General features: G+C 58.6%; 27 protein-coding genes. 18 read left to right on the top strand and 9 right to left on the bottom strand.

The genetic code is table 11. The features are described from left to right. The first annotated feature begins 59 nt into the window (after nt 1-59). From KJF94_RS10230 to KJF94_RS10220, 3 genes are all read left to right on the top strand, one after another. Nucleotides 60-932, top strand: coding sequence for a LysR family transcriptional regulator (locus KJF94_RS10230; RefSeq protein ID WP_214383069.1), 873 nt, complete (start codon nt 60-62; stop codon nt 930-932). Between the two features lie 115 nt (nt 933-1,047). Continuing rightward, the gene (locus KJF94_RS10225) at nt 1,048-2,583 is read left to right on the top strand and encodes an EAL domain-containing protein (protein ID WP_214383067.1); all 1,536 of its coding nucleotides are present in this window, start codon (nt 1,048-1,050) and stop codon (nt 2,581-2,583) included. 234 nt (nt 2,584-2,817) lie between these two features. Then, nucleotides 2,818-3,183 carry a histone-like nucleoid-structuring protein, MvaT/MvaU family gene (locus KJF94_RS10220; protein ID WP_214383065.1) on the top strand — a complete coding sequence of 122 codons (366 nt, stop codon included), beginning with the start codon at nt 2,818-2,820 and terminating at the stop codon, nt 3,181-3,183. A gap of 166 nt (nt 3,184-3,349) precedes the next feature. Here KJF94_RS10220 and KJF94_RS10215 read toward each other — a convergent pair whose 3' ends face one another. Then, nucleotides 3,350-3,874: a DUF4946 domain-containing protein gene (locus tag KJF94_RS10215; protein WP_214383063.1), complete on the bottom strand. Its 525-nt coding sequence runs from the start codon at nt 3,872-3,874 to the stop codon at nt 3,350-3,352. 144 nt (nt 3,875-4,018) lie between these two features. Between KJF94_RS10215 and gloA the strand changes: the two genes are divergently transcribed. Next, the gene (gene gloA, locus KJF94_RS10210) at nt 4,019-4,540 is read left to right on the top strand and encodes a lactoylglutathione lyase (RefSeq protein ID WP_084323329.1); all 522 of its coding nucleotides are present in this window, start codon (nt 4,019-4,021) and stop codon (nt 4,538-4,540) included. A 115-nt stretch (nt 4,541-4,655) separates the two neighbouring features. On the opposite strand, the gene ahpF is transcribed toward gloA, so the two are convergent. The 3 genes from ahpF to KJF94_RS10195 all read right to left on the bottom strand — a co-directional run bounded on the left by ahpF (nt 4,656) and on the right by KJF94_RS10195 (nt 8,001). Then, the gene (ahpF, locus tag KJF94_RS10205; RefSeq protein ID WP_214383061.1) at nt 4,656-6,221 is read right to left on the bottom strand and encodes an alkyl hydroperoxide reductase subunit F; all 1,566 of its coding nucleotides are present in this window, start codon (nt 6,219-6,221) and stop codon (nt 4,656-4,658) included. A 139-nt stretch (nt 6,222-6,360) separates the two neighbouring features. Beyond that, nucleotides 6,361-6,924 carry an alkyl hydroperoxide reductase subunit C gene (ahpC, locus tag KJF94_RS10200; RefSeq protein ID WP_008155117.1) on the bottom strand — a complete coding sequence of 188 codons (564 nt, stop codon included), beginning with the start codon at nt 6,922-6,924 and terminating at the stop codon, nt 6,361-6,363. Between the two features lie 138 nt (nt 6,925-7,062). Further along, entirely contained in the window at nt 7,063-8,001 is a 939-nt protein-coding gene (locus tag KJF94_RS10195) for a site-specific integrase (protein WP_214383059.1), read from the bottom strand. A 178-nt stretch (nt 8,002-8,179) separates the two neighbouring features. Here KJF94_RS10195 and KJF94_RS10190 point away from each other — a divergent pair, with 178 nt between their 5' ends. Beyond that, nucleotides 8,180-9,190, top strand: coding sequence for a DNA-binding protein (locus tag KJF94_RS10190; protein WP_214383057.1), 1,011 nt, complete (start codon nt 8,180-8,182; stop codon nt 9,188-9,190). On the opposite strand, the gene gorA is transcribed toward KJF94_RS10190, so the two are convergent. Continuing rightward, complete coding sequence (gene gorA / locus KJF94_RS10185; protein ID WP_214383055.1) at nt 9,187-10,545, bottom strand: glutathione-disulfide reductase; 1,359 nt, start codon at nt 10,543-10,545, stop codon at nt 9,187-9,189. The genes KJF94_RS10190 and gorA overlap by 4 nt on opposite strands. A 130-nt stretch (nt 10,546-10,675) precedes the next feature. Beyond that, the gene (gene galU, locus KJF94_RS10180; protein ID WP_056739849.1) at nt 10,676-11,515 is read right to left on the bottom strand and encodes a UTP--glucose-1-phosphate uridylyltransferase GalU; all 840 of its coding nucleotides are present in this window, start codon (nt 11,513-11,515) and stop codon (nt 10,676-10,678) included. A 279-nt stretch (nt 11,516-11,794) separates the two neighbouring features. Between galU and KJF94_RS10175 the strand changes: the two genes are divergently transcribed. Together KJF94_RS10175 and KJF94_RS10170 are read left to right on the top strand one after the other, a co-directional pair. After that, nucleotides 11,795-11,983: a hypothetical protein gene (locus tag KJF94_RS10175; protein ID WP_192416220.1), complete on the top strand. Its 189-nt coding sequence runs from the start codon at nt 11,795-11,797 to the stop codon at nt 11,981-11,983. Between the two features lie 142 nt (nt 11,984-12,125). Beyond that, complete coding sequence (locus KJF94_RS10170; RefSeq protein ID WP_214383053.1) at nt 12,126-12,407, top strand: hypothetical protein; 282 nt, start codon at nt 12,126-12,128, stop codon at nt 12,405-12,407. A 12-nt stretch (nt 12,408-12,419) separates the two neighbouring features. Here KJF94_RS10170 and KJF94_RS10165 read toward each other — a convergent pair whose 3' ends face one another. Next, nucleotides 12,420-12,650, bottom strand: coding sequence for a hypothetical protein (locus KJF94_RS10165; protein WP_214383043.1), 231 nt, complete (start codon nt 12,648-12,650; stop codon nt 12,420-12,422). Between the two features lie 71 nt (nt 12,651-12,721). Further along, the gene (locus KJF94_RS10160; protein WP_214383042.1) at nt 12,722-13,081 is read right to left on the bottom strand and encodes a hypothetical protein; all 360 of its coding nucleotides are present in this window, start codon (nt 13,079-13,081) and stop codon (nt 12,722-12,724) included. A 212-nt stretch (nt 13,082-13,293) separates the two neighbouring features. Between KJF94_RS10160 and KJF94_RS10155 the strand changes: the two genes are divergently transcribed. From KJF94_RS10155 to ada, 6 genes are all read left to right on the top strand, one after another. Further along, nucleotides 13,294-13,596 (top strand): DUF1883 domain-containing protein, encoded by a 303-nt coding sequence (locus tag KJF94_RS10155; RefSeq protein ID WP_028620033.1) that lies wholly within the window; start codon nt 13,294-13,296, stop codon nt 13,594-13,596. Nucleotides 13,597-13,624: 28 nt separating this feature from the next. Beyond that, on the top strand, nt 13,625-13,801 hold the full coding sequence (locus KJF94_RS10150) for a hypothetical protein (RefSeq protein ID WP_214383041.1): 177 nt from the start codon (nt 13,625-13,627) through the stop codon (nt 13,799-13,801). A gap of 125 nt (nt 13,802-13,926) precedes the next feature. Further along, the gene (locus KJF94_RS10145; protein WP_214383040.1) at nt 13,927-14,433 is read left to right on the top strand and encodes a methylated-DNA--[protein]-cysteine S-methyltransferase; all 507 of its coding nucleotides are present in this window, start codon (nt 13,927-13,929) and stop codon (nt 14,431-14,433) included. Beyond that, nucleotides 14,430-15,134: a 2OG-Fe(II) oxygenase gene (locus KJF94_RS10140; protein WP_214383039.1), complete on the top strand. Its 705-nt coding sequence runs from the start codon at nt 14,430-14,432 to the stop codon at nt 15,132-15,134. The genes KJF94_RS10145 and KJF94_RS10140 overlap by 4 nt, the downstream gene beginning before the upstream one ends. A 4-nt stretch (nt 15,135-15,138) precedes the next feature. Beyond that, complete coding sequence (alkB, locus tag KJF94_RS10135; protein ID WP_214383038.1) at nt 15,139-15,804, top strand: DNA oxidative demethylase AlkB; 666 nt, start codon at nt 15,139-15,141, stop codon at nt 15,802-15,804. 86 nt (nt 15,805-15,890) lie between these two features. Further along, the gene (gene ada / locus KJF94_RS10130; protein ID WP_214383036.1) at nt 15,891-16,937 is read left to right on the top strand and encodes a bifunctional DNA-binding transcriptional regulator/O6-methylguanine-DNA methyltransferase Ada; all 1,047 of its coding nucleotides are present in this window, start codon (nt 15,891-15,893) and stop codon (nt 16,935-16,937) included. Here the strand turns inward: ada and acuI are convergent, their stop codons facing one another. After that, on the bottom strand, nt 16,938-17,921 hold the full coding sequence (acuI, locus tag KJF94_RS10125) for an acrylyl-CoA reductase (NADPH) (protein WP_214383034.1): 984 nt from the start codon (nt 17,919-17,921) through the stop codon (nt 16,938-16,940). A gap of 198 nt (nt 17,922-18,119) precedes the next feature. On the opposite strand from acuI, the gene KJF94_RS10120 reads away from it, so the two are divergent. The 5 genes from KJF94_RS10120 to KJF94_RS10100 all read left to right on the top strand — a co-directional run bounded on the left by KJF94_RS10120 (nt 18,120) and on the right by KJF94_RS10100 (nt 23,058). After that, nucleotides 18,120-19,184: an NAD(P)H-dependent flavin oxidoreductase gene (locus KJF94_RS10120; protein WP_214383032.1), complete on the top strand. Its 1,065-nt coding sequence runs from the start codon at nt 18,120-18,122 to the stop codon at nt 19,182-19,184. A 226-nt stretch (nt 19,185-19,410) separates the two neighbouring features. After that, nucleotides 19,411-20,178 (top strand): molybdate ABC transporter substrate-binding protein, encoded by a 768-nt coding sequence (gene modA, locus KJF94_RS10115; RefSeq protein WP_250548259.1) that lies wholly within the window; start codon nt 19,411-19,413, stop codon nt 20,176-20,178. After that, nucleotides 20,179-20,859 carry a molybdate ABC transporter permease subunit gene (modB, locus tag KJF94_RS10110; RefSeq protein WP_214383030.1) on the top strand — a complete coding sequence of 227 codons (681 nt, stop codon included), beginning with the start codon at nt 20,179-20,181 and terminating at the stop codon, nt 20,857-20,859. A gap of 3 nt (nt 20,860-20,862) precedes the next feature. After that, nucleotides 20,863-21,942 carry a molybdenum ABC transporter ATP-binding protein gene (gene modC, locus KJF94_RS10105; protein ID WP_214383028.1) on the top strand — a complete coding sequence of 360 codons (1,080 nt, stop codon included), beginning with the start codon at nt 20,863-20,865 and terminating at the stop codon, nt 21,940-21,942. A 75-nt stretch (nt 21,943-22,017) separates the two neighbouring features. Next, nucleotides 22,018-23,058 carry a DNA topoisomerase IB gene (locus KJF94_RS10100; protein WP_214383026.1) on the top strand — a complete coding sequence of 347 codons (1,041 nt, stop codon included), beginning with the start codon at nt 22,018-22,020 and terminating at the stop codon, nt 23,056-23,058. Nucleotides 23,059-23,075 lie beyond the last annotated feature (17 nt).

Below are 23,075 nucleotides of genomic sequence, written 5' to 3'. Positions count from 1 at the left end.
TCGAGCAGATGACGTATCATTCCGCTAATACTTGATCATCGTAAAATGAGTAAACACTCATGACCCTTACCCAACTGGAGATCTTTTCGCTGGTGGCCGAGCTTCACGGCTTCACGGCGGCGGCCCATCGTCTGGGGATTTCGCAATCGGCGGTGTCTCACGCACTCAAGTCGCTGGAGCAGGAGTTGGGTGTCGAATTGCTTCGTCGACATCAATCCCAGGTCGAACTCAGCGACATCGGCCAACAACTATTGCTGCGCGCCCGGGCGATGCTCGGGTTGGCCAACACGTTGCGCCAGGAAGCGGCCGATGCCCGCGGGATGAAACGCGGCACGCTGCGCATCGGCTCGTTCGGCCCGACCTCGTCGATCAAGTTGCTACCGATGATCCTGCAGCAGTACCGTGCGGCTCACCCTGGCATCGAGGTCCATATAGATGAAGGTCCCGACCGGCAGGTGATCCAGTGGCTGGAAGAGCGGCGTATCGACATCGGCTTTGTGGTGTTGCCGCAGGAGCGATTCGACACCGTCGCACTGATCGAGGACCAAATGGTCGCGTTGTTGCCCGTCGATCATCCGCTGGCAGTTCGCGACAGCGTGAGCCTGGGCGATTTGTGCGACGACCCATTCGTGCTGACCGAGGCCGGCTCTTCGGAGCTGGTTTCGCGGATGTTCAGCGCGGCGCACCTGACGCCGAACATTCGCTACCGCTGCTCGCAACTGCTAAGCACGCTGGACACCGTTGGCCGGGGTGATGCCGTGACGGTGGTCGCCGAAGGTTCACTGCCAGACGAGTACGACGGCCGCTACGTAAAAAAACCGCTGTCGCCAGCGGTCGCGCGCCAGGTGGGCTTGGCGGTGCTCGACCGTCGTCAGTCTTCACCGGCAACGCTGGCCTTTATCAAACTCGCCTCCCATCTGGAATACCGTTGAGCGGCATAAGCGTTGAACGCCAACTATCATGGCCTCTGACCGAACTCTTTTTGGGAGGCATTCCGTTGTCCTGCCAGCATTTGAGAGCCCTATTTCATCGATACAGGTTTCGCGAATGCCATTGACTGTAAAAACCCGCCGAAAACGCGGCACCCGAATTGTCGTGACGGTATTGAGCGGTTTGCTCCCAATACTGCTGGGGTTCTTCATTCTTTACTGGCAGGCCGAACGTGCACTTTCGCAAAGCACCCAACTGACCGCCGAAGAAGCCATCCGTCAATTCGAGCTGATGCTCGACAACACCGCCCAGGCCGCGCGCGAGTTGTTGCCGCTGGCCGGCCAATCCTGCAACAACGTCAAACTGGCCTTGCGCGAACAGGTCACCCGCCGTCCGTTCGTGCGTTCGACGAATCTGGTGTGGGCCGACAACCTCTATTGCAGTTCGTTGTTTGGTGACTATCAGGAAAAGGTCAACGCCGGAGACTACACCCAAGGCAAGTTATGGCTCATGAACGGCAACCCGGTCACGCCCAATACCGCGTTGTTGGTGTACCGGCTCAGCGAAGGACAACAGGGTGCATTGACCACGCTGGACGGTTATCACTTGAGCAACGTGCTGCGCCTGATTGGTCGCAAGACAGTACTGTTGCTGCAAGTCGGCCCAGACTGGTTGTCGGCTGACGGCAAGGTTCACGAAGGCGCCCTGCCCACCCTGCCCGTCGCCGACAGCAAAATGATGTCCTCGCGTTATGCCTTCACCGTCGCGGCGGGTTTTCCCGAGGGTGAGACCTGGCGTTACATGAGCAGCGAGTATCCGCCGCTGTTCAGCTTGCTGATCTTTTTTGGCGCCGTGTCCGGCCTGATTGGACATGTTTTGCAAAAGCGCTCGTCGTCACCCAGTCATGAACTGCAGCGTGCACTGGAGGCGGCGGAATTCGTTCCGTATTTTCAGCCAGTGGTGCATGGCACGAACAAGAAATGGTCCGGCACCGAGGTTTTGATGCGCTGGAATCATCCGAAGGAAGGCCTGGTGCGCCCTGACCTGTTCATTCCGTTTGCCGAGCACTCAGGCCTGATCGTGCCGATGACCCGCTCACTGATGCAGCAAACTGCGCAACTGCTGGCACCTGTCTCCAACTCGTTCGAAGAGCCGTTTCACATCGGCATCAACATCACGGCCAGCCACTGCAAGGACCTGGAACTGGTCAAGGATTGCCGGGAGTTTCTCGGTGCTTTTGCGCCGGGCTCCATCCATCTGGTGCTGGAGCTGACCGAGCGCGAACTGATCGAGCCCACCGCCATCACCTTGCAATTGTTCGAGCAACTTCACGCGCTGGGCGTGATGATCGCCATCGACGACTTTGGCACCGGTCACTCAAGCCTGGGTTACTTGCGCCAGTTCAACGTGGATTTCCTGAAAATCGACCAGAGCTTTGTCGCCATGATCGGTGCCGATGCGCTGTCCCGGCACATTCTGGACAGCATCATTGAGCTCTCGGCCAAGCTCGATCTGGGCATCGTTGCCGAAGGCGTGGAAACCGAGGAGCAAAGTGCTTATCTCACTGCTCATGGTGTGAACTTCTTGCAAGGTTATCTGTTCGGACGGCCGATGCCCGGTGCCGACTTCATTGATGCATTAAGTCACCATTAACTAGCGCCTTTATGCGACAAGACAACGAGGCCGCGCACCGATTTGAATCAAAAGACTACTCTTGTTACATGAAGAAAAAGTCAGGATTTACTCTTTGCCCATTAACTACTACAATTTTTCATACCTGCGCTAGATTGGCAGGCGAGCCATTTATCACCGAGTCGCTTCAAGGCTCTTGGCTTATAGCTTTGTTTGCGGTTGGTATCAGCCAAACACACTATTGGAGTAAAGATATTGTCCAGACTCGCTGAATTTCGTGCAGCTGAAAAGGCCCTTCAAGAGCAGCTCAAGCAGCTGGAATCCCTGAAGAACGATGCCGGGCTCAAGAAAGAAATCGAATTCGAAGAAAAGCTCCAGGGGCTGATGAAAACCTACGGCAAGAGCCTGCGCGACATCATCGCCATTCTCGATCCGAACCCGGCCAAATCCGGCCTGCAACAGGCCGCTGCGCCTAAAACCCGCCGCGCTCGCGTGGTCAAGGTTTATTCGAACCCGCACACCGGTGAACTGATTGAAACCAAGGGCGGCAACCACCGTGGCCTGAAAGCTTGGAAGGAACAATACGGTGCTGCCACCGTTGACTCCTGGCTGCGCGGCTAAGCACTCGCGGTGACAAAAAAAGCCCTGCCTTGCGCAGGGCTTTTTTCATGGACGCCGTCCAAATGCAACGATTGGAATCGATCAACTCGCTACTTGCAGATTAACTTTGTGCTTAATTCCTTCGGTATCTAAAGATTGCGAAATGCACGACCGCGCAAACCTTCAACTAAAGTTTCAAGCTGTTACGAGCAACCTCTATTTCATCCAGGCTTGCCTTATAAGCCTCGGCTTGCCCCGCGTACGAAAAAACATAGGCCTTATCGCCATCCACCGCAGCGACCAATGTTTGCGACAGCACGTGTCGGCCGTTTTGGGTAATCGTGCAGGTAGTTTCCAGTGCCGATAGCCGGCTCAAGGTCGCCGGATGGATTTTGTTGCAGACGCTTTGATAGCCACCCTGGAAGAAATCCTTCTGCACTGACTTGCGCATCTCCAGCAATACGCCTTGCAAATTCACCTGATGACCGCTTTCCACTGGCGTCACGGTCAACTCCATCACCATCACCGGCGTGCCGCCCTGATCACTCTTCACCGCGCGCTGGCGGGACACCTGAGGCTTCGCATCATCCTGCGGAATCGCTTCAACTTCCCAGCCATCTGGCCAAGTCACGATCGGCGTCTCTGCATGAGCGCAAGTAATGCCTGACAACAGCCCCATCAGAACGAACAGCGATTTACAGAATCGAATCATTGCAATAAACACTCGCGGATTGAACCGTAAAGTCTGAGCCTCGTCCCGCTGTCAGGCAATAGCCGACGGTTTGGGTTTGGTGATGCCTGCACCCTTGCGTATCATTGTCGCCATCGTTAGCCCCACTTATTGTCCGGAGGGCCCATGAGCCTGCACGAATTGAACACGTTCCCGGGTGTCACCGCCCAACCTGATACCGCCACCCAGAAGTTCGTCTTCAACCACACCATGCTGCGGGTCAAAGACATCACCAAGTCCCTGGATTTCTACACGCGTATCCTGGGTTTCTCGCTGGTGGAAAAACGCGACTTCCCGGAAGCCGAGTTCAGCCTGTATTTCCTGGCACTGGTCGATAAAGACCAGATCCCGGCCGATGCCGCCGCCCGTACCGAGTGGATGAAATCGATCCCCGGCATCCTCGAGCTGACCCACAACCACGGCACCGAGAACGACGCGGATTTTGCCTACCACAATGGCAACACCGACCCACGCGGCTTCGGCCACATTTGCATCTCGGTGCCGGACATTGTCGCTGCGTGCGAGCGCTTCGAAGCGCTGGGTTGCGATTTCCAGAAGCGCCTGAACGACGGCCGCATGAAGAGCCTGGCGTTCATCAAGGACCCGGATGCCTACTGGGTCGAGATCATCCAGCCTGCGCCGCTGTAATATTCAACACAGATCTAATGTGAGAGCGGGCTTGCTCGCTCCCACATTTTGGAATGCGCAAGACACAAAAAACCCCATGATCACTCATGGGGTTTTGTGTTTTCAGCGTGCGGCTTTATGCCGGCGCGGAAGTCCGGATCAGGTGATCGAAGGCACTCAGGGAAGCCTTGGCGCCCTCGCCCACTGCAATCACGATCTGCTTGTACGGCACGGTCGTCACGTCACCGGCAGCAAACACACCTGGCAGCGATGTCTCGCCACGCGCATCGACGATGATCTCGCCACGCGGCGACAACTCGACGGTCCCTTTGAGCCAGTCGGTGTTCGGCAGCAAACCGATCTGCACGAAGATGCCTTCGAGGTTGACCGTGTTGAACTCGCCCGAATCGCGGTCTTTGTAGACCAGGCCGGTGACTTTCTGGCCGTCGCCCTTCACTTCACTGGTCAATGCGCTGGTGATCACATTGACGTTCGGGAGGCTGAACAACTTGCGTTGCAGCACGGCGTCGGCGCGCAGCTTGCTGTCAAACTCCAGCAGCGTGACGTGGCTGACAATACCGGCCAGATCGATCGCTGCTTCAACGCCGGAGTTACCGCCGCCGATCACCGCTACGCGCTTGCCTTTGAACAGCGGGCCGTCACAGTGCGGGCAGAAACACACGCCTTTGGCTTTATATTCCTGCTCTCCTGGCACGCCCATTTCACGCCAGCGCGCGCCAGTGGCGAGGATCAGCGCTTTGGTTTTCAGGGTGGCGCCGCTTTCGAAGCGAACTTCGTGCAACTCGCCAGGATTCTTCGCCGGGATCAGCGCGGTGGCCCGCTGCAGGTTCATGATGTCGACGTCGTACTGCTTGACGTGTTCTTCGAGCGCGCTGGCCAGTTTCGGCCCTTCGGTTTCCTGCACGGAGATGAAGTTTTCGATGGCCATGGTGTCGAGCACCTGCCCACCAAAACGTTCAGCCGCCACGCCAGTGCGAATGCCTTTACGGGCGGCGTAGATCGCTGCCGCAGCACCGGCCGGGCCACCACCGACCACCAGCACGTCAAAGGCTTCTTTGGCGCTGATTTTCTCGGCTTGGCGTTCGGCACCGCTGGTGTCGATCTTGGCGAGGATTTCTTCCAGGCCCATACGACCCTGACCGAAAATCTCACCGTTCAGGTAAATGCTTGGCACGGCCATGATCTTGCGATCATCGACTTCGGCCTGGAACAACGCACCGTCGATAGCGACGTGGCGAATGTTCGGGTTCAGTACCGCCATCAGGTTCAGCGCCTGGACCACGTCCGGGCAGTTCTGGCAGGACAGCGAGAAGTAAGTCTCGAAGCTGAACTCACCTTTGAGCGAACGGATCTGCTCAATCACTTCCGCGCTGGCTTTCGAAGGGTGACCACCGACTTGCAGCAAGGCCAGCACCAACGAGGTAAATTCGTGGCCCATCGGGATACCGGCGAAACGCAGGCTGATATCGGCACCGGGGCGGTTGATCGAGAACGATGGCTTGCGTGCGTCGTCACCGTTGTCGAGCAAGGTAATCTGGGTGGAAAGACTGGCAACGTCTTTCAGCAGTTCAAGCATTTCCTGGGATTTCGCACCGTCGTCGAGGGATGCAACGATCTCGATCGGCTGGGTGACCCGTTCCAGGTACGATTTCAACTGGGCTTTAAGATTGGCGTCCAACATACGGGCGATTTCCATGCTGTTTGGTAAAGAAACGAGTTCGAAAAAAAACGCCCGAGCGAATCTCGCCCGGGCGTTTTATAGGGCGGTGCAGCTTACTTAGTAGGTGCGGAGTTCCGCCCTGATGAAGCGCGTCACAGACTTAGATCTTGCCGACCAGGTCCAGGGACGGAGCCAGAGTGGCCTCGCCTTCTTTCCACTTGGCAGGGCAAACCTGGCCTGGGTGAGCAGCGACGTACTGGGCAGCCTTGATTTTGCGCAGCAGCTCGGAAGCGTCACGGCCAACGCCGCCATCGTTCAGTTCAACGATTTTGATCTGGCCTTCAGGGTTGATCACGAAGGTGCCACGGTCAGCCAGACCGGCTTCTTCGATCAGCACGTCGAAGTTGCGGGAGATAGCGTGGGTCGGGTCACCAATCATGGTGTACTGGATTTTGCCGATGGCTGGCGAAGTGTTGTGCCAGGCAGCGTGGGCAAAGTGGGTGTCAGTGGAAACGCTGTAGATTTCGACGCCCAGTTTCTGGAACGCGTCGTAGTTGTCAGCCAGGTCTTCCAGTTCGGTCGGGCAAACGAAGGTGAAGTCAGCTGGGTAAAAGAACACGACAGACCACTTGCCTTTCAGGTCAGCGTCCGACACTTGTACGAAGTCGCCATTTTTGTAGGCGGTAGCTTTGAACGGTTTAACTTGGCTGTTGATGATAGGCATCGTTGACTCTCCGTCAGGGGTTAAGAAGTTGATGGAGTGAACTCTACCCACTCGATGGACGGATGGCTCATTGGCAAACTTGATGCTGCTGATGGGTTTTCGCTATTAGCCAGCAGTATTAATAGAAGAAAACGATATCTACGGCGCCAACGGCTTTTCAGAAATCCGGTTCATCCCGAGAAACGGATTGGCTTCCACGTAGCGCATCGCCGACTTCATGTCCTTCCAGCCCACGTAGCTCATCAAGGATTTCAAGTCCCAACCACTTTGGTGCGCCCAAGTGGCGAAGCCGCGTCGCAGGGAGTGACTGGTGTACTGCTCGGCCGGGATACCAGCGCGCTCCAACGCCTGGCGCAACAACGGAATGACGCTGTTGGCGTGCAAACCCTCCTCGCTCAGATGCCCCCAGCGATCGATGCCACGGAACACCGGCCCTCGCACCAGCGCCGCTTCGGTGATCCAGGCGATGTACGCCTGCACCGGACACAGACGTTGCAATGCCGGCGTCTGGTAGGTCTTGCCGAGGTTTTCGCGGTCGCTCTTGCTCCGCGGCAAATACAGGGTGATGCCGGAACCCGCGCTGGCCTGCACGTGTTCGATCTGGACGCGACACAACTCGTCGCTACGGAAACCGCGCCAGAAGCCCAACAGGATCAGAGCCAAATCGCGCCGGGCTCTTAACAGGGTCGGTCGATCGTTTTGTGATTTCGCGGTTTGTGCTTCCTGCTCCAGCCAGGCAACCACTTGCTCCAGATGTTGAAGCTGCAATGGTTCGGCTTGTTTCTCCTGCGCCGGGTGCAGCGCGCGAATGCCTTTGAATACCTTGCGCACAACGGGCGCCTTGGTGGGATCGGCAAAACCCTGACTGTTGTGCCACTGCGCGAGCGCTGACAAGCGCAGCTTCAACGTGTTGATCGACAACTCCCCGGCGTACGTCACCAGATAGCGCGCGACGCTGTCAGCAGTGGCCGGCAGGAAACCGCCCCAACCCACTTCGAAATGCTCGATGGCCGCTCGATAGCTACGGCGGGTGTTGTCACGCGTGGCAGCTTGCAGGTATCGATCCAGCTCGGTCATGGGCTCATGCCTCGAAGTCGTACGGCTTTCTTGGCGCCAGGGCCGTTTCAAAGCGCATCACATTGGGTAATACCAGTATATCCCGTATCAATAACTTACATTTTTTCCATTTCAAGTATGCGTGGTACACTGCGCGCTTTAGTGGTATGTACCACAGTACGAAATCGTAGGAGAACACATGGCTCGTGGCGGCATAAACAAAGCAGTGGTTCAAACGGCGCGCCTGGCTATCCTCGCCCGCGGCGAACACCCGAGCATCGACGCGGTACGCATCGAAATGGGCAACACGGGTTCCAAAACCACCATCCACCGGTATTTGAAGGAACTGGACGACGGTGTCGAACCCGTCGCAACGTCCTCCGAACCCATCGATGACGAACTGACAGGGCTGGTCTCGCGCCTCGCTCAACGCCTCAAGGAGCAGGCACAGGAGCCCATCGATCAGGCTCGTGCGCAGTTCGAGCAACAACGAAAAGACCTGGAAATCCAGCTGGCCGATGCGCAAGAAGCCAACAGCGAATTACAGCAGCAGTACGAGCTTCAAACCCTGGCGCTGACGCAGGAATCCGACACCCTGCAAAACACTCTTTCCATGCTGCAGACCGAGCAAACCCGCAACGCCGGGCTGAACCAGGCGCTGGCCGACTTCGAATTACGCTTGCAGGACAAGGACGAGCAGATCCGCTCTCTTGAGGAAAAGCACCTGCACGCCCGCGATGCGCTGGAACACTATCGCAATGCCGTCAAAGAGCAGCGCGAACAGGAGCAACGACGCCACGAAGGTCAGGTGCAGCAGATTCAGATGGAGTTGCGTCAGGCCCAGCAAAGCGCCCTTGTCCGCCAGGATGAAATCACCCAGCTGCACCGTGACAACGAACGTTTACTGACTGAAAACCGTGGCACGCTACGGGAACTCAGCCTGCTGCAGGAACAGCTCAAGCAGACCCATACCCGCCAGGATCAACTGCTGGAACAGGTCAACCGCATCGACAGCGAACGCACCCTCCTCCAGGAACGCCTGCGCGCAGCCCTGCTGGAAAGCCAGTCGCTGAAGCAGAACGTCGAGGAGCAGTCGCAGATAAACAAAGCACTGGAAATTGAATTACTGAAGACTCAGGCGAGCCTCGATGAAAGCGTGCGCCTGGCGGCTGTCGTTGCGACAGCGCCAGACGCGGCCAAGGCCGATTAACCTGCGACCGGCGTACGCATGGTGACGAACTCTTCGGCGGCGGTCGGGTGCACGCCGATGGTTTCGTCGAAGTCGCGCTTGGTGGCGCCCGCCTTCAAGGCGATTGCCAGCCCTTGCACGATCTCGCCGGCATCCGGCCCGACCATGTGACAGCCGAGCACCTTGTCGGTCTTGCCGTCCACCACGAGCTTCATCAGCGTGCGCTCCTGGCATTCCGTCAGGGTCAGCTTCATCGGGCGGAAACGGCTTTCGTAGATCACCACGTCGTGGCCGGCTTCGCGAGCCTCTTCTTCGGTCAGGCCAACGGTGCCGATGTTCGGCAAGCTGAACACTGCGGTCGGGATCATCTTGTAATCCACCGGACGATATTGCTCAGGCTTGAACAAGCGTCGCGCCACGGCCATGCCTTCGGCCAGTGCAACCGGGGTGAGCTGGACCCGACCAATCACATCGCCAAGGGCCAGGATCGACGGCTCGGCGGTCTGGTATTGCTCATCGACCTCGACGAAACCTTTCTTGTCGAGTTTGACGCCGGTGTTTTCCAGCCCGAGGTTGTCCAGCATCGGGCGGCGGCCGGTGGCGTAGAACACGCAATCGGCTTCCAACTGGCGACCGTCCTTGAGCGTCACTTTCAGACTGCCATCGGTCAGTTTTTCAATGCGCTCGATGTCGGCATTGAATTGCAGGTCCATGCCACGCTTGGTCAGCTCTTCCTGCAAGTGCTTGCGTACCGCGACGTCAAAGCCGCGCAGGAACAGGTCGCCGCGATACAACAACGTGGTCTCGGCGCCCAGACCGTGGAAGATCCCGGCGAACTCGACGGCGATGTAGCCACCGCCCACGACCAGCACGCGTTTTGGCAACTCTTTGAGGAAGAACGCCTGGTTGGAACTGATCGCATGCTCGTGCCCCGGAATCTCCGGGATCTGCGGCCAGCCGCCGGTAGCAATCAGGATGTTCTTGGCGGTGAAGCGCTCACCATTGATCTCGACGGTATTGGGGTCGACGATTTTGGCGTGGCCTTCATGCAGGGTCACACCGCTGTTCACCAGCAGGTTGCGATAGATGCCGTTCAGGCGATTGATCTCGCGATCCTTATTGGCGATCAGCGTCGCCCAATCGAACTTCGCCTCGCCCGGGGTCCAGCCAAAACCCGAAGACTGCTCGAAGTCTTCGGCGAAGTGCGCGCCGTAGACCAACAATTTCTTCGGCACGCAACCGACGTTCACACAGGTGCCACCCAGGTAGCGGCTCTCGGCCACCGCCACTTTCGCGCCAAACCCGGCCGCAAATCGTGCAGCCCGCACACCGCCGGAACCGGCACCAATCACATAAAGGTCAAAATCGTAGGCCATTTTCAATCTCCTCGGCAGGCAAACAGCATACCCGCAGACGTCCGTTGGGCAAGCGCTGCAAACGATATGGGGCCGGAAAATGAAAAAGCCACCCGAAGGTGGCTTTTCATTACAAGGAGGTCAAACGCTATCAGTAAGCCTTGCCCGTCTTGTAGAAGTTCTCGAAGCAGAAGTTGGTCGCTTCGATGTAGCCTTCAGCGCCACCGCAGTCGAAACGCTGGCCCTTGAACTTATAGGCAATCACGCAACCGTTCTTCGCCTGCTTCATCAGGGCGTCGGTGATCTGGATCTCACCACCTTTGCCTGGCTCGGTTTGCTTGATCAGCTCGAAAATGTCCGGAGTCAGGATGTAACGACCGATGATCGCCAGGTTCGACGGAGCGTCTTCCGGCGCCGGTTTTTCGACCATGTTACGAACGCGGTACAGGTCATCAGCGATCAACTCGCCAGCGATCACGCCATACTTGTTGGTTTCCTGCGGATCCACTTCCTGGATCGCGACGATGGTGCAGCGATACTGCTCGTACAGCTTGACCATCTGGGTCAGTACGCCGTCGCCTTCGAGGTTGACGCACAAGTCGTCCGCCAGTACCACGGCGAACGGCTCGTCACCGATCAGCGGGCGGCCAGTCAGGATCGCGTGGCCAAGGCCTTTCATTTCGGTTTGACGGGTGTAGGAGAACGAGCACTCGTCCAGCAGCTTGCGGATGCCGACCAGGTATTTTTCCTTGTCAGTACCCTTGATCTGATTTTCCAGCTCGTAGCTGATGTCGAAGTGGTCTTCCAGAGCGCGCTTGCCGCGGCCGGTGACGATGGAGATTTCGGTCAAACCGGCGTCCAGAGCTTCTTCGACGCCGTACTGGATCAGTGGCTTGTTTACCACCGGCAGCATTTCTTTGGGCATGGCTTTAGTCGCTGGCAGGAAGCGAGTACCGTAACCGGCTGCTGGGAACAAGCATTTCTTGATCATATAAGTCCTTGAAAGGGCTGTGTGTACGAGTTTCGGCGCAGTCTAATCAGGCGGCGTGCACCTTACAATGCCCCGCACTGGCTAACCGATGCCATCATAGAGAAATATTCTCGCGGATAGTTCCGCAGTTCGCTCCAGAGCCTTTATTGATAGCAGAAATTCCGAGCGGCGCCGACGAATCTGCCGCCCGCAGATTCGCACCACCATACGCCCATCAGCACCTGCTGAGTGCAATTGGCGCTATCATTGCGCAATTGAACCAGCCAACGAGGCAGATAGATGTCGGTAGCAAAAAGTGTCAACGGGTTCCTGATCAATCAGGCGAAAGACGGCCAATGGTGGGTAGACAGCGTCAGCGGCGAGAATATCGCCGGGCCATTCCCGACCGAAGCGTTGGCGATTGAAGTGGCATCCGTATTGGAGCTCGAACACCCCGCCCCAAAACGTCGCGGCAAGGACAAGTCCTGATCTAAAGCGAATTTGCCTGACCAAGCCCTGCCTCGTGCAGGGCTTTTTTGCGATTGCCGGCGACGAAGTGGCCTTTCGCTATAACCTTTTGATTCCGGCGCTGTCACAGGCTTAGCCCTATTATTCTGACGACGACCACAACATGACTAAATTCTTGCCCCTGATTGCGGTATTGGCCCTGAGCGGCTGCGCAACTTCCGAAACCACCTACCTGAACAACGGCGAGCAAGGCCTGAGCATCGACTGCTCGGGTGAAGCCAATTCCTGGGCCACCTGCTATGAAAAAGCCGAAGCCTCCTGCGCCGGCACCGGCTATCGGATCGTTGGCACTGACGGTACTCCTTCACCCAAGGAAAGTGACAAGACCCTGGGCGTCGATGTCGGCAATTACAAAAACCGCAGCGTCGTGGTGGTCTGCAAGTAAGGCGCTTGTGCCCTACATGTGAATTTCAGCGAATTTGATCCCGAGACCGCGCACGGTCTCGATCAGGTCGTCAAGGCGACCGAAGGACTCGACTTCATCGTTGTCATCCACGAGAAAATAACTGCGCCCGCCGCTTTTCTTGAAAAACACGATCCATTCCCCGGGGTCCGCCGGATTCTGAATCACATGGGTAGCAGAGATGTGACCCTCTGCATGCTGCTCCCGTACCTGCTCTCGCTTCATGCTCGACTCCAGAAATGACAATGCCGCCAAAGCGTGCTTTGGCGGCATCGGTGCTGACTGTCGCTAGTTTATCAGCCGGAGATACACGCGGTGGCGGCATTGCGCACATCCATCGGGCGCAATGGCACGTTGGAAATGCGTTCATGCAGCTTGATGCTGCTGCCGCTGGAACGCTCTTCAATATCGAATACGGCCGCCGGGCCCGAGGAGAACTTCTGCGGCACGATGACCCGCACGCCTTCTTTCTCCTGCGGCTCGACTTGCAGGGCACCGCGACTGCTGGCCAGTTTCTCGGTCAGGCACTGCGCGTATTCATTGGGCTTCTTGCCGGAAATCACGTTCATGGTGGGCAGCGACTCGTTGATTTCCGAGACACTTGCACAACCACTTATCGCCAATGCAAACGGCAAGACCCATGCACCCCACTTCATACAAAACCTCCAATAAAGACCCTCCGACAGCACAAATGCTGGTTTTCTCCGAGGCTCACTGCTTTTATCGCTAATGGAATTCCGAATAACTGTTTTTAATTGTCAAAGCGGACCCCGACGACCGGATAATAACCTGTTCGGGCTGATAAACTGCGCCAATCGCCCATGCTATCGTTTTGATTTTGTAGAAAAAGCCCTTCTGGAGGCGCCTCATGAAATTTATCCACCAGCGCGAGCACCTCAATGAAGACGACATCGTCGTCATCCAGTGCTCCCAAATGTGCAACATCCGCTTGATGAACGACGCCAACTTCCGCAGCTTCAAGAATGGCGGCCGTCACACTTACCATGGCGGTGCGTTCGACACCTTCCCGGCCCGCATTACTGCACCGAGTACCGGTTTCTGGAACATTACCATCGACACCGTCAACCGTCGGCCGATCAGCGTGACCCGCAAACCGACCCTGACTCACTCGATCAAGATCATCCGCCGCTCCACCACGAAACTGAGCTGAGCGGCACCCAACTCGAACATAAGCAGGTATGACCGTGGCCCAAACGACCAAGTACGTCATCAAATACAAACTCAATGGCGAGCGCCGTTTCGAATTTGCCCAGCTTGAAAACGGCACCGAAGCAGAAGCCAGAGCCGCGCTGGACGCGATTCATGGCCAGGGCGAAGACGTCATCAGCGATATCAGCGTCAGCAAAGCGCTGTAACGGGATTCGGAGCGACAATGTGGATGTCTGCTCCATCCGTTGAATTCGACCGCAAGCCCCGGAGTGTTCACCAAGGCAGCGCTCCCTAGACTGGCCACCTCAACCTTTGGTTAAGGAGTCAGAACATGTCTATGTCACCGATTCGTTTCATCAGCGGCAGTTCCAGCCTCGGCGTCCTGCTGCTGGCCTCCAGCGCGCAAGGGTTGTGCGCGTTGCTGCTCGGCGATGACCTGGAGACGCTTGAGCGCGACCTTGCGCGGCGATTCCCCGGCCAGCCAACACCCCAGCGTGATGAAGGCTTGATGCCTGCGCTGGAGCAAACTCTTCGCTACCTCGACAACCCTCTCGCCGAACTCGACCTTCCTCTGGATCTGGTCGGCAGCGTTTTTCAACGACGGGTCTGGGATGCCCTGCGCCAGATCCCGTCCGGCAAAACCGCCAGCTACCAGGACATCGCCCGGCAACTGGGACAACCCAAAGCCTTCCGGGCCGTGGCCAATGCCTGTGGCGCGAACCCGCTGGCAGTCATCGTGCCCTGCCATCGGGTCCTGCGCCAGGACGGCAGCCTCGGCGGTTACCGTTGGGGCCTGCACCGCAAACGGCAACTGCTGGAGCGTGAGGCGCAGCAATGATCGAGCACTTTCTGGATGCACTCGACTGGGCAACGCTGGAGCAACAACTGGATCAGGATGGCTGCGCGATCATCCGCTCGCTGATCAGCAGTGAAACGTGCGATGACATCAGTGCGCTGTACGCCCGATCCGAACCGTTCCGCTCGCAAGTGATGATGGCGCGTCACGGCTTCGGCCGTGGCGAGTACAAATACTTCCGATACCCGTTGCCGGAGATCGTCGCCACTTTGCGCAAAGCGCTCTACCCTCGCCTGGTGCCGATCGCCAACCGCTGGTACGAGCAAATGGACTTGCCGGTCCGTTTCCCTGAAAGGCATGCGGTGTTTCTTGAGCGCTGTCATGCCGCCGGTCAGGAGCGTCCCACGCCGTTGTTGCTGCAATACGGGCCGCAGGACTACAACTGCCTGCATCAGGATCTGTACGGCGAACACGTTTTTCCGCTGCAAGTGGCGATTCTTCTGTCAGAACCGGGCGAAGATTTCACCGGCGGCGAGTTTGTCCTGACCGAACAACGCCCACGGATGCAGTCGCGCCCCCAGGTCATTGGATTGAAAAAGGGGGACGCGGTGATCTTTGCCGTCAACCAGCGACCGGTGAAAGGCGTTCGTGGCTATTACCGGGTCACCCTGCGCCACGGCGTGAGTCGCCTGCACAGCGGAAAACGGCATACCCTTGGAATCATCTTTCACGACGCGTTATGACCTTATGAACCCGACCACTCTCGATCTGTTTGCCGACTCGGAGCCCGAGCAACAGTCTCGGCGCGAGCAAATCGGCGAACAGTCCTACGTCTTGAGGGGCTTTGCCCTGCCTTGGCTAGAGCGGTTACTGCCTGCGCTCGAGGCCGTTCTGGCAGCAGCGCCGTTTCGGCAGATGGTCACGCCCGGCGGTTTTACCATGTCAGCGGCCATGAGCAGTTGCGGCACATGGGGCTGGACCACCGACCGCAGCGGTTATCGCTATACCCGTCATGACCCGCGGACCGACGCCCCCTGGCCGGAAATGCCGCCGGTATTTTTTGAGCTCGCACAAGCGGCGGCGCTGGAAGCCGGCTTTGCCGATTTCGTGCCCGATTCCTGCCTGATCAACCGCTATATCCCCGGCGCGAAGATGTCATTGCACCAGGACAAGGACGAAGCGTCCTACGCAGCGCCGATCGTTTCGGTGTCGCTGGGCCTGCCGGCGATGTTCCTTTTTGGCGGTTTTGAACGCGGCGACAAAAGCCAGCGGGTGCCGGTGTTCCATGGCGATATCGTGGTCTGGGGCGGCGTCGATCGCCTGCGTTATCACGGGGTCTTGCCGATCAAGGAGGGTCAGCATCCGCGCCTGGGCGAGCAACGGATCAATTTCACGTTTCGTACCGCACAATGAGCCCGAGAATTTGACCGCAAGACCCGGAGTGCAGCGCGCCTGCCGACTGGTTACCCTGAATCAAACGGGTCAACGGACATGAAGCCATGACAACCACCGAGAACGATCCCCGCTGGGCCGCCGTCGTCGCCCGGGATCCCCGCGCTGACGGGCAATTTGTGTATGCGGTGAAAACCACCGGCATCTACTGCCGCCCCAGCAGCCTCGCGCGTTTGCCGAAGCCGCAAAATGTCGAATTCTTTGACACGGCCGAGCAGGCCCAGGCAGCGGGTTACCGCCCGAGCAAACGAGCGACGAAGGATCAAAGTGACGTCGCCGCGCAACATGCCGCGACCGTCGCCGCTGCTTGTCGTCAGATCGAGACAGCCGAACATCTGCCGGCGCTGAGTGAACTGGCCGACGTCGCGGGCCTGAGCAGTTTTCACTTTCACCGAGTGTTTAAAGCCGTTACCGGGCTGACACCCAAGGGTTACGCCACGGCCCACCGTTCACGCAAGGTTCGTCAACGCTTGGCCGGTGGAGGTTCGGTGACCGAAGCCCTGTATGACGCCGGCTTCAACTCCAACAGCCGTTTTTATGAGGCGGCGGATCAGCTGCTGGGCATGAAACCCGGTGACTACCGCGCCGAAGGTCAGAACAACGACATTCGTTTTGCCGTCGGCCAGTGTTCCCTGGGGGCGATTCTGGTGGCGCAGAGCGTACGCGGTGTTTGCGCGATCCTGCTGGGTGATGATCCGCACCAACTGGTGTGTGACCTGCAAGACAGGTTTCGGCGGGCCAATCTGATTGGCGCCGATCACGAGTTCGAGCAACTGATCGCCAAGGTCGTCGGTTTTATCGAAGCCCCGGCCATCGGCCTGGATTTGCCGCTGGACGTTCAAGGCACGGCATTTCAGGAGCGCGTCTGGCAAGCGTTGCGGGAGATTCCTGCAGGCAGCACCGCCAGTTACGCGGATATCGCCCAGCGCATCGGCGCACCGAAAGCGGTGCGCGCCGTGGCTCAGGCCTGCGGCGCGAACAGTCTGGCGGTGGCGATCCCGTGCCACCGCGTGGTGCGCAGCGATGGCAACCTGTCGGGCTATCGCTGGGGTGTGGAGCGCAAGCGGCAATTGCTGGAGCGTGAGACACAGTAATCAGCGATTCACATCCACCACCACTCGACCGCGCAGCTGACCGGCGAGCAAGCGCGGTGCAGCTTCGATCGCTTCACTCAAACCGATTTCATGACTGATCAGCGGCAGCAAAGCGAAGTCCAGATCCTTGGCCAGGCGATTCCAGGCGAGCACTCGTTTGGCTTTGGGTTGGGTCACGCTGTTGATCCCGGCCAGGGTCACGCCACGCAAAATGAACGGTGCGACGGAGGCTGGAAAATCCATGCCTTGCGCCAGGCCACAGGCGGCGACGGTGCCGTTGGCCTTCGTGCTGGCACAGGCGTTGGCCAGGGTGTGACTGCCGACCGAGTCGATCACGGCTGCCCAACGCTCCTTGGCCAGTGGCTTGCCCGGTTCGGACAGCGTAGCGCGGTCGATGATTTCGCTGGCGCCCAACTGTTTGAGGTAGTCGTGCTCGGAGGTGCGGCCAGTGGACGCGACCACCCGGTAACCGAGCTTGCTCAGCAACGCGATGGCGAAACTGCCTACACCACCGTTGGCGCCCGTGACCAGGACGTCGCCCTGCTCTGGCGTCACGCCGTTATGCTCCAGCGCCAGAATGCAAAGCATCGCCGTGTAGCCGGCCGTGCCGATGGCCATTGCCTGGGCAGCCGTGAATTCCCGGGGCAATGGAATCAGCCAGTCGCCATTCAGGCGCGCCTTCTGCGCCAGCCCGCCCCAATGCCCTTCACCTACACCCCAGCCATTGAGTACGACCTGATCACCGACCTTGTAGTCCGGATGGCCACTGACTTCGACAGTCCCCGCCAGATCGATGCCCGGCACCATCGGGAATTTTCGCACCACCGGGCTGCTGCCGGTGATCGCCAGACCGTCCTTGAAATTCAGCGTGCTGTACGCCACTCGCACTGTCACATCGCCCTCGGGCAACTGATCGTCATTGATCTCTTGCAGTGTGGCCCGGTAACCGCTGTCGTCTTTGTCGATCAAAATGCCCTGGAACATCGTCGTCTCCCAATCGAATCACTCAGTTGTGGTGCAGTTGAAATATCACACTGCAACATTTTGCCGTACCCGACTTTAAGCCAATCCAGGCGCTTCCATCACCGAAGATTGCGCAGCTCATGCAAAAATCGATTGGTCCTGCGCCCGCCATTACTGGTACAAAACCCGTTCCTGTTGTGACGCCGGAGAACCTTGCAAATGAGCCAATGGCCAGACACCCGAATTATTGATCTGCTGGGGATCGAACTGCCCATCATCCAGGCGCCGATGGCTGGCGCCACCGGTTCGGCCATGGTGATTGCGGCGAGCAATGCCGGTGGCCTGGGCTCGATGCCTGCGGCGATGTTGAGCACCGAGCAGTTGCGCGAAGAATTGAAGACAATCCGCCAACACACTCAGCGCCCTATCAACGTCAATTTCTTCTGTCACCAACCGCCGGCAGCCGATGAGCAACGGGCTCGGGACTGGAAGAATCTGCTGGAGCCCTACTACCGGGAATTGGGCGTGGATTTCGACGCGCCGACACCGGTATCCAATCGCGCGCCGTTTGATAACGCGACCTGCGAAGTGATCGAAGAATGTCGCCCCGAAGTGGTGAGCTTTCACTTTGGCCTGCCGGAAAAATCCCTGTTGGATCGCGTCAAGGCCACCGGCGCAAAGGTGCTGTCTTCAGCAACGACCGTCGAAGAAGCGATCTGGCTTGAGCAACACGGTTGCGACGCCATCATCGCCATGGGTTACGAAGCCGGAGGTCATCGGGGCATGTTCCTCAGCGACGATCTGAGTAGCCAGGTGGGTGTCTTCGCGCTGGTGCCGCAAATCGTCGACGCGGTGAAAGTACCGGTGATTGCTGCCGGTGGTATTGCCGATGCACGAGGCGTCGCGGCGGCGTTCCTGTTGGGCGCTTCGGCGGTGCAAGTGGGTACGGCGTATCTGTTCACGCCGGAGGCCAAGGTCAGCGCCTCCCATCACAAGGCGTTGCGCACGGCCAAGGAAAGCGAGACCGCAATCACCAACCTTTTTACCGGCCGCCCGGCGCGGGGAATTCTGAATCGGGTCATGCGTGAACTCGGGCCAATGAGCGATAAAGCTCCGGCCTTCCCGCTGGCGGGGGGAGCGTTGATGCCATTGCGCGCAAAGGGGGAAGCAGATTTCAGCAACCTCTGGACCGGGCAGGCATTTACGTTGGGGGTTGAGATGACGACGGCGGAGCTGACGCGGCGTTTGGCCGAGGAAGGATTGGCGAAGTTGCTGCGCGTGTAGACACAAGCCTGTGGCGAGGGAGCTTGCTCCCGCTCGGGTGCGAAGCAGCCGCAAGACTTTTAGGGCCGCTGCGCGCCCCAGCGGGAGCAAGCTCCCTCGCTACAGAGATTTATTCGTCACCCTTCAATCCAGTTCCAACACATTCCGTTTGCAGGCAATTCGCTATATATTCGGCTATATAGCGTTTTAACCCCCTTGCTGTGCTTGCCTACCACGGAGCCGTTTCATGACCATTCGTGCCTCACGTTTTGCCCCAACCTGCCTGGCGATCCTGCTCGCGGTGTTCGCCATCGGCGCTGCCCAGGCCGATGAAGTCCAGGTCGCTGTCGCGGCCAACTTTACCGCGCCGATCCAGGCCATCGCTGCCGATTTCGAGAAAGACACCGGGCATAAACTGGTCACCTCCTTTGGTGCAACCGGCCAGTTCTACACCCAGATCAAGAATGGCGCGCCGTTCGAGGTGTTCCTCTCGGCGGACGACACCACCCCGCAAAAACTCGAAACCGAAGGTGACACCGTCAAGGGCTCGCGCTTCACCTATGCCGTCGGCACCCTCGCGCTCTGGTCGGCCAAGGAAGGTTACGTCGATGCCAAGGGCAAAGTGTTGAGCGACAACCAGTACCAGCATCTGTCGATCGCCAACCCGAAAGCCGCACCTTATGGCCTCGCCGCCACTCAGGTACTGGCCAAGCTGGGCCTCACCGACAAGGTCAAGGATAAAATCGTTGAAGGCCAGAACATCACTCAGGCTTACCAGTTCGTTTCCACCGGCAACGCAGAACTGGGCTTCGTCGCCTTGTCGCAGATCTACAAAGACGGCAAAGTGACCAGCGGTTCGGCATGGATCGTTCCAGCCAACATGCACGAGCCGATCAAACAAGATGCGGTGATCCTCACCAAAGGCAAGGACAACCCGGCCGCCAAGGCACTGGTTGACTACCTCAAGGGGCCGAAAGCCGCCGCTGTCATCAAGTCCTACGGTTACCAACTCTAAATGACCCTATCGAGTGCCGACTTTTCCGCGATCTGGCTGACCCTGAAACTCGCGTCCCTGACGACGGTTATCCTGCTGGTGATCGGCACTCCGATTGCGTTATGGCTGTCGCGCACCCAGTCCTGGTTGCGCGGCCCGGTCGGGGCGATCGTCGCCCTGCCCCTGGTGTTGCCGCCCACGGTGATTGGTTTTTATCTGTTGCTGGCGCTTGGCCCTAATGGCTTTGTCGGCCACTTCACCCAGTCACTGGGGCTCGGCACCCTGACGTTCAGTTTTGCAGGGTTGGTGATCGGTTCGGTGCTCTACTCGATGCCGTTCGTGGTCCAGCCGCTGCAGAACGCTTTTTCTGCCATCGGCACCCGCCCACTGGAAGTGGCCGCGACCTTGCGCGCCAATCCCTGGGACACTTTTTTCAGTGTGATCCTGCCGCTGGCCCGACCGGGATTCATCACCGCGGCGATTCTCGGTTTCGCCCATACCGTTGGCGAATTTGGTGTGGTGCTGATGATCGGCGGCAACATTCCCGACAAGACCCGCGTGGTCTCGGTGCAAATCTACGATCACGTCGAAGCCATGGAATATGCCCAGGCCCATTGGCTGGCCGGGGCAATGCTGGTGTTCTCGTTTGCCGTGTTGCTGGCGCTCTACTCCAGTCGCAAAACCAAAGCAGGCTGGAGCTGATTGATGATTCAAATGCGCCTGAAACTGAACTACTCGGGGTTCGCCCTGGATGTGGATTTGCAACTGCCGGGCCGTGGCGTCACCGCGCTTTACGGTCACTCCGGCTCGGGCAAGACCACGTGCCTGCGCTGCATCGCGGGCCTTGAACGGGCGGAACGCGGATTTATCCAGGTCAACGATGAAGTCTGGCAAGACAGCGACAGGAAGATTTTCGTCGCGCCGCACAAACGCACGCTCGGGTATGTTTTTCAGGAAGCCAGTCTGTTTCCGCATCTGTCGGTGCTGGCGAACCTGCAATTCGGTCTTCGGCGAATCCCGAAACAACAGCGCCGGGTCGACATGGCTCACGCGACTGAACTGCTGGGCATAGGCCATCTGCTGGATCGTCACCCACAAAACCTTTCCGGCGGCGAACGGCAGCGCATCGGCATCGCCCGCGCCCTGCTGACCAGCCCAAAACTGTTGCTGATGGATGAACCGCTGGCGGCACTGGATGCGCAACGCAAAAGCGAAATCCTGCCGTACCTGCAACGGCTGCACGATGAGCTGGACATTCCGGTGTTGTACGTCAGTCATTCCCAGGATGAAGTGGCGCGACTGGCCGACCACATCGTCCTGCTCAGCCACGGCAAGGCACTGGCCAGCGGCCCTATCGGTGAAACCCTGGCTCGCCTCGACTTGCCATTGGCGTTGGGCGATGACGCCGGCGTAGTGATTGAGGGCCATGTCAGTTCCTATGACGCGGACTATCAATTACTGACCCTGCAATTACCGGGCACCGCGCTGAACATTCGCGTGACACACACCCCGATGGACGCCGGCCAGGCACTTCGCTGCAAGGTTCAGGCGCGGGATGTCAGCCTGAGCCTGCAAAGCGTCGAGCACAGCAGCATCCTCAATCGTCTGCCGGTGACGGTGGTCAGTGAAATGGGTGCTGACAACGCCGCCCATGTGCTGATTCGACTGGACGCGGCCGGCACGCCGCTGCTGGCACGGATCACCCGCTACTCCCGGGATCAATTGAACGTGCACCCCGGCCAGCAACTCTGGGCGCAGATCAAGGCGGTGGCGGTGCTGGCGTAAATCCGCTGGCACGTCTGCAAAGGCGTGCGGTCAATGGCTGTAACGGCCCCTGATTCGTTGCCAAGGATTACCGCCATGTCCGATTCCGCATTGCCCGACGTGCTGCCGCCCGACCTGCACTACGTCGACGACACCCAGCCCGGCATCACTCGCAAGAAACTGCGCGGCAAGTTTTGCTACTTCGAGCCCACGGGTCAGCGCATCACTGATCCGGATGAAATCAAGCGCATCAACGCCCTCGCCGTGCCCCCGGCCTACACCGACGTATGGATCTGCGCCGACCCGCGCGGGCATCTGCAAGCCACCGGCCGCGATGCGCGGGGGCGCAAACAATACCGTTATCACCCGCGCTGGCGTGAAGTGCGTGATGCCGATAAGTACTCGCGTCTGCGGGACTTCGGGTTGGCCCTGCCGAAGCTGCGCAAACAGCTTGAAACACTGTTGGAAGCGCCGGGTTTCAGCCGCGACAAAGTCATGGCCACGGTCATTACCTTGCTCGATGCGACGTTGATCCGGGTCGGCAATACGCAGTACGCACGGGACAATCGCTCCTATGGGTTGACCACCCTGCGCAACCGTCACGTCGAGGTCAACGGCAGTGCGATCCGATTCCAGTTCCGTGGCAAGAGCGGTGTCGAACACCAGATCACCGTGAAAGACCGGCGCCTGGCGCGGATCATCAAACGCTGCCAGGAAATTCCGGGGCAAAATCTGTTTCAGTACCTGGATGAGAACGGTGAACGGCACACCGTCAGCTCCTCCGACGTGAATGCCTACCTGCAAACCCTGACCGGCGCCGACTTCACCGCCAAGGATTACCGCACCTGGGCCGGCAGCGCGTTGGCATTGGCGGTGCTGCGCGAACTGCAATGGGAGCCGGAGTCGGATGCCAAGCGCCATGTGGTGGAGATGGTCAAGAACGTCGCCAGACAACTCGGCAACACCCCGGCGGTCTGTCGCAAATGCTACATCCACCCGGCGGTGCTCGACGGTTTTCTGCTGGGGGCATTGGCCGAGTTACCGCGTCCCAGAACCCGTAAAGGTCTCAGGGCCGAAGAAGTCGGGCTGGCGATGTACCTGGAACGGATGATCGAAGCGTCTCAACCGACGAACTGACCTGTTCATTTTTTGCA

It is taken from the genome of Pseudomonas hormoni (assembly GCF_018502625.1).
Lineage (GTDB): Bacteria > Pseudomonadota > Gammaproteobacteria > Pseudomonadales > Pseudomonadaceae > Aquipseudomonas > Aquipseudomonas hormoni.
This window is presented reverse-complemented; position numbering and strand designations above follow the sequence as displayed.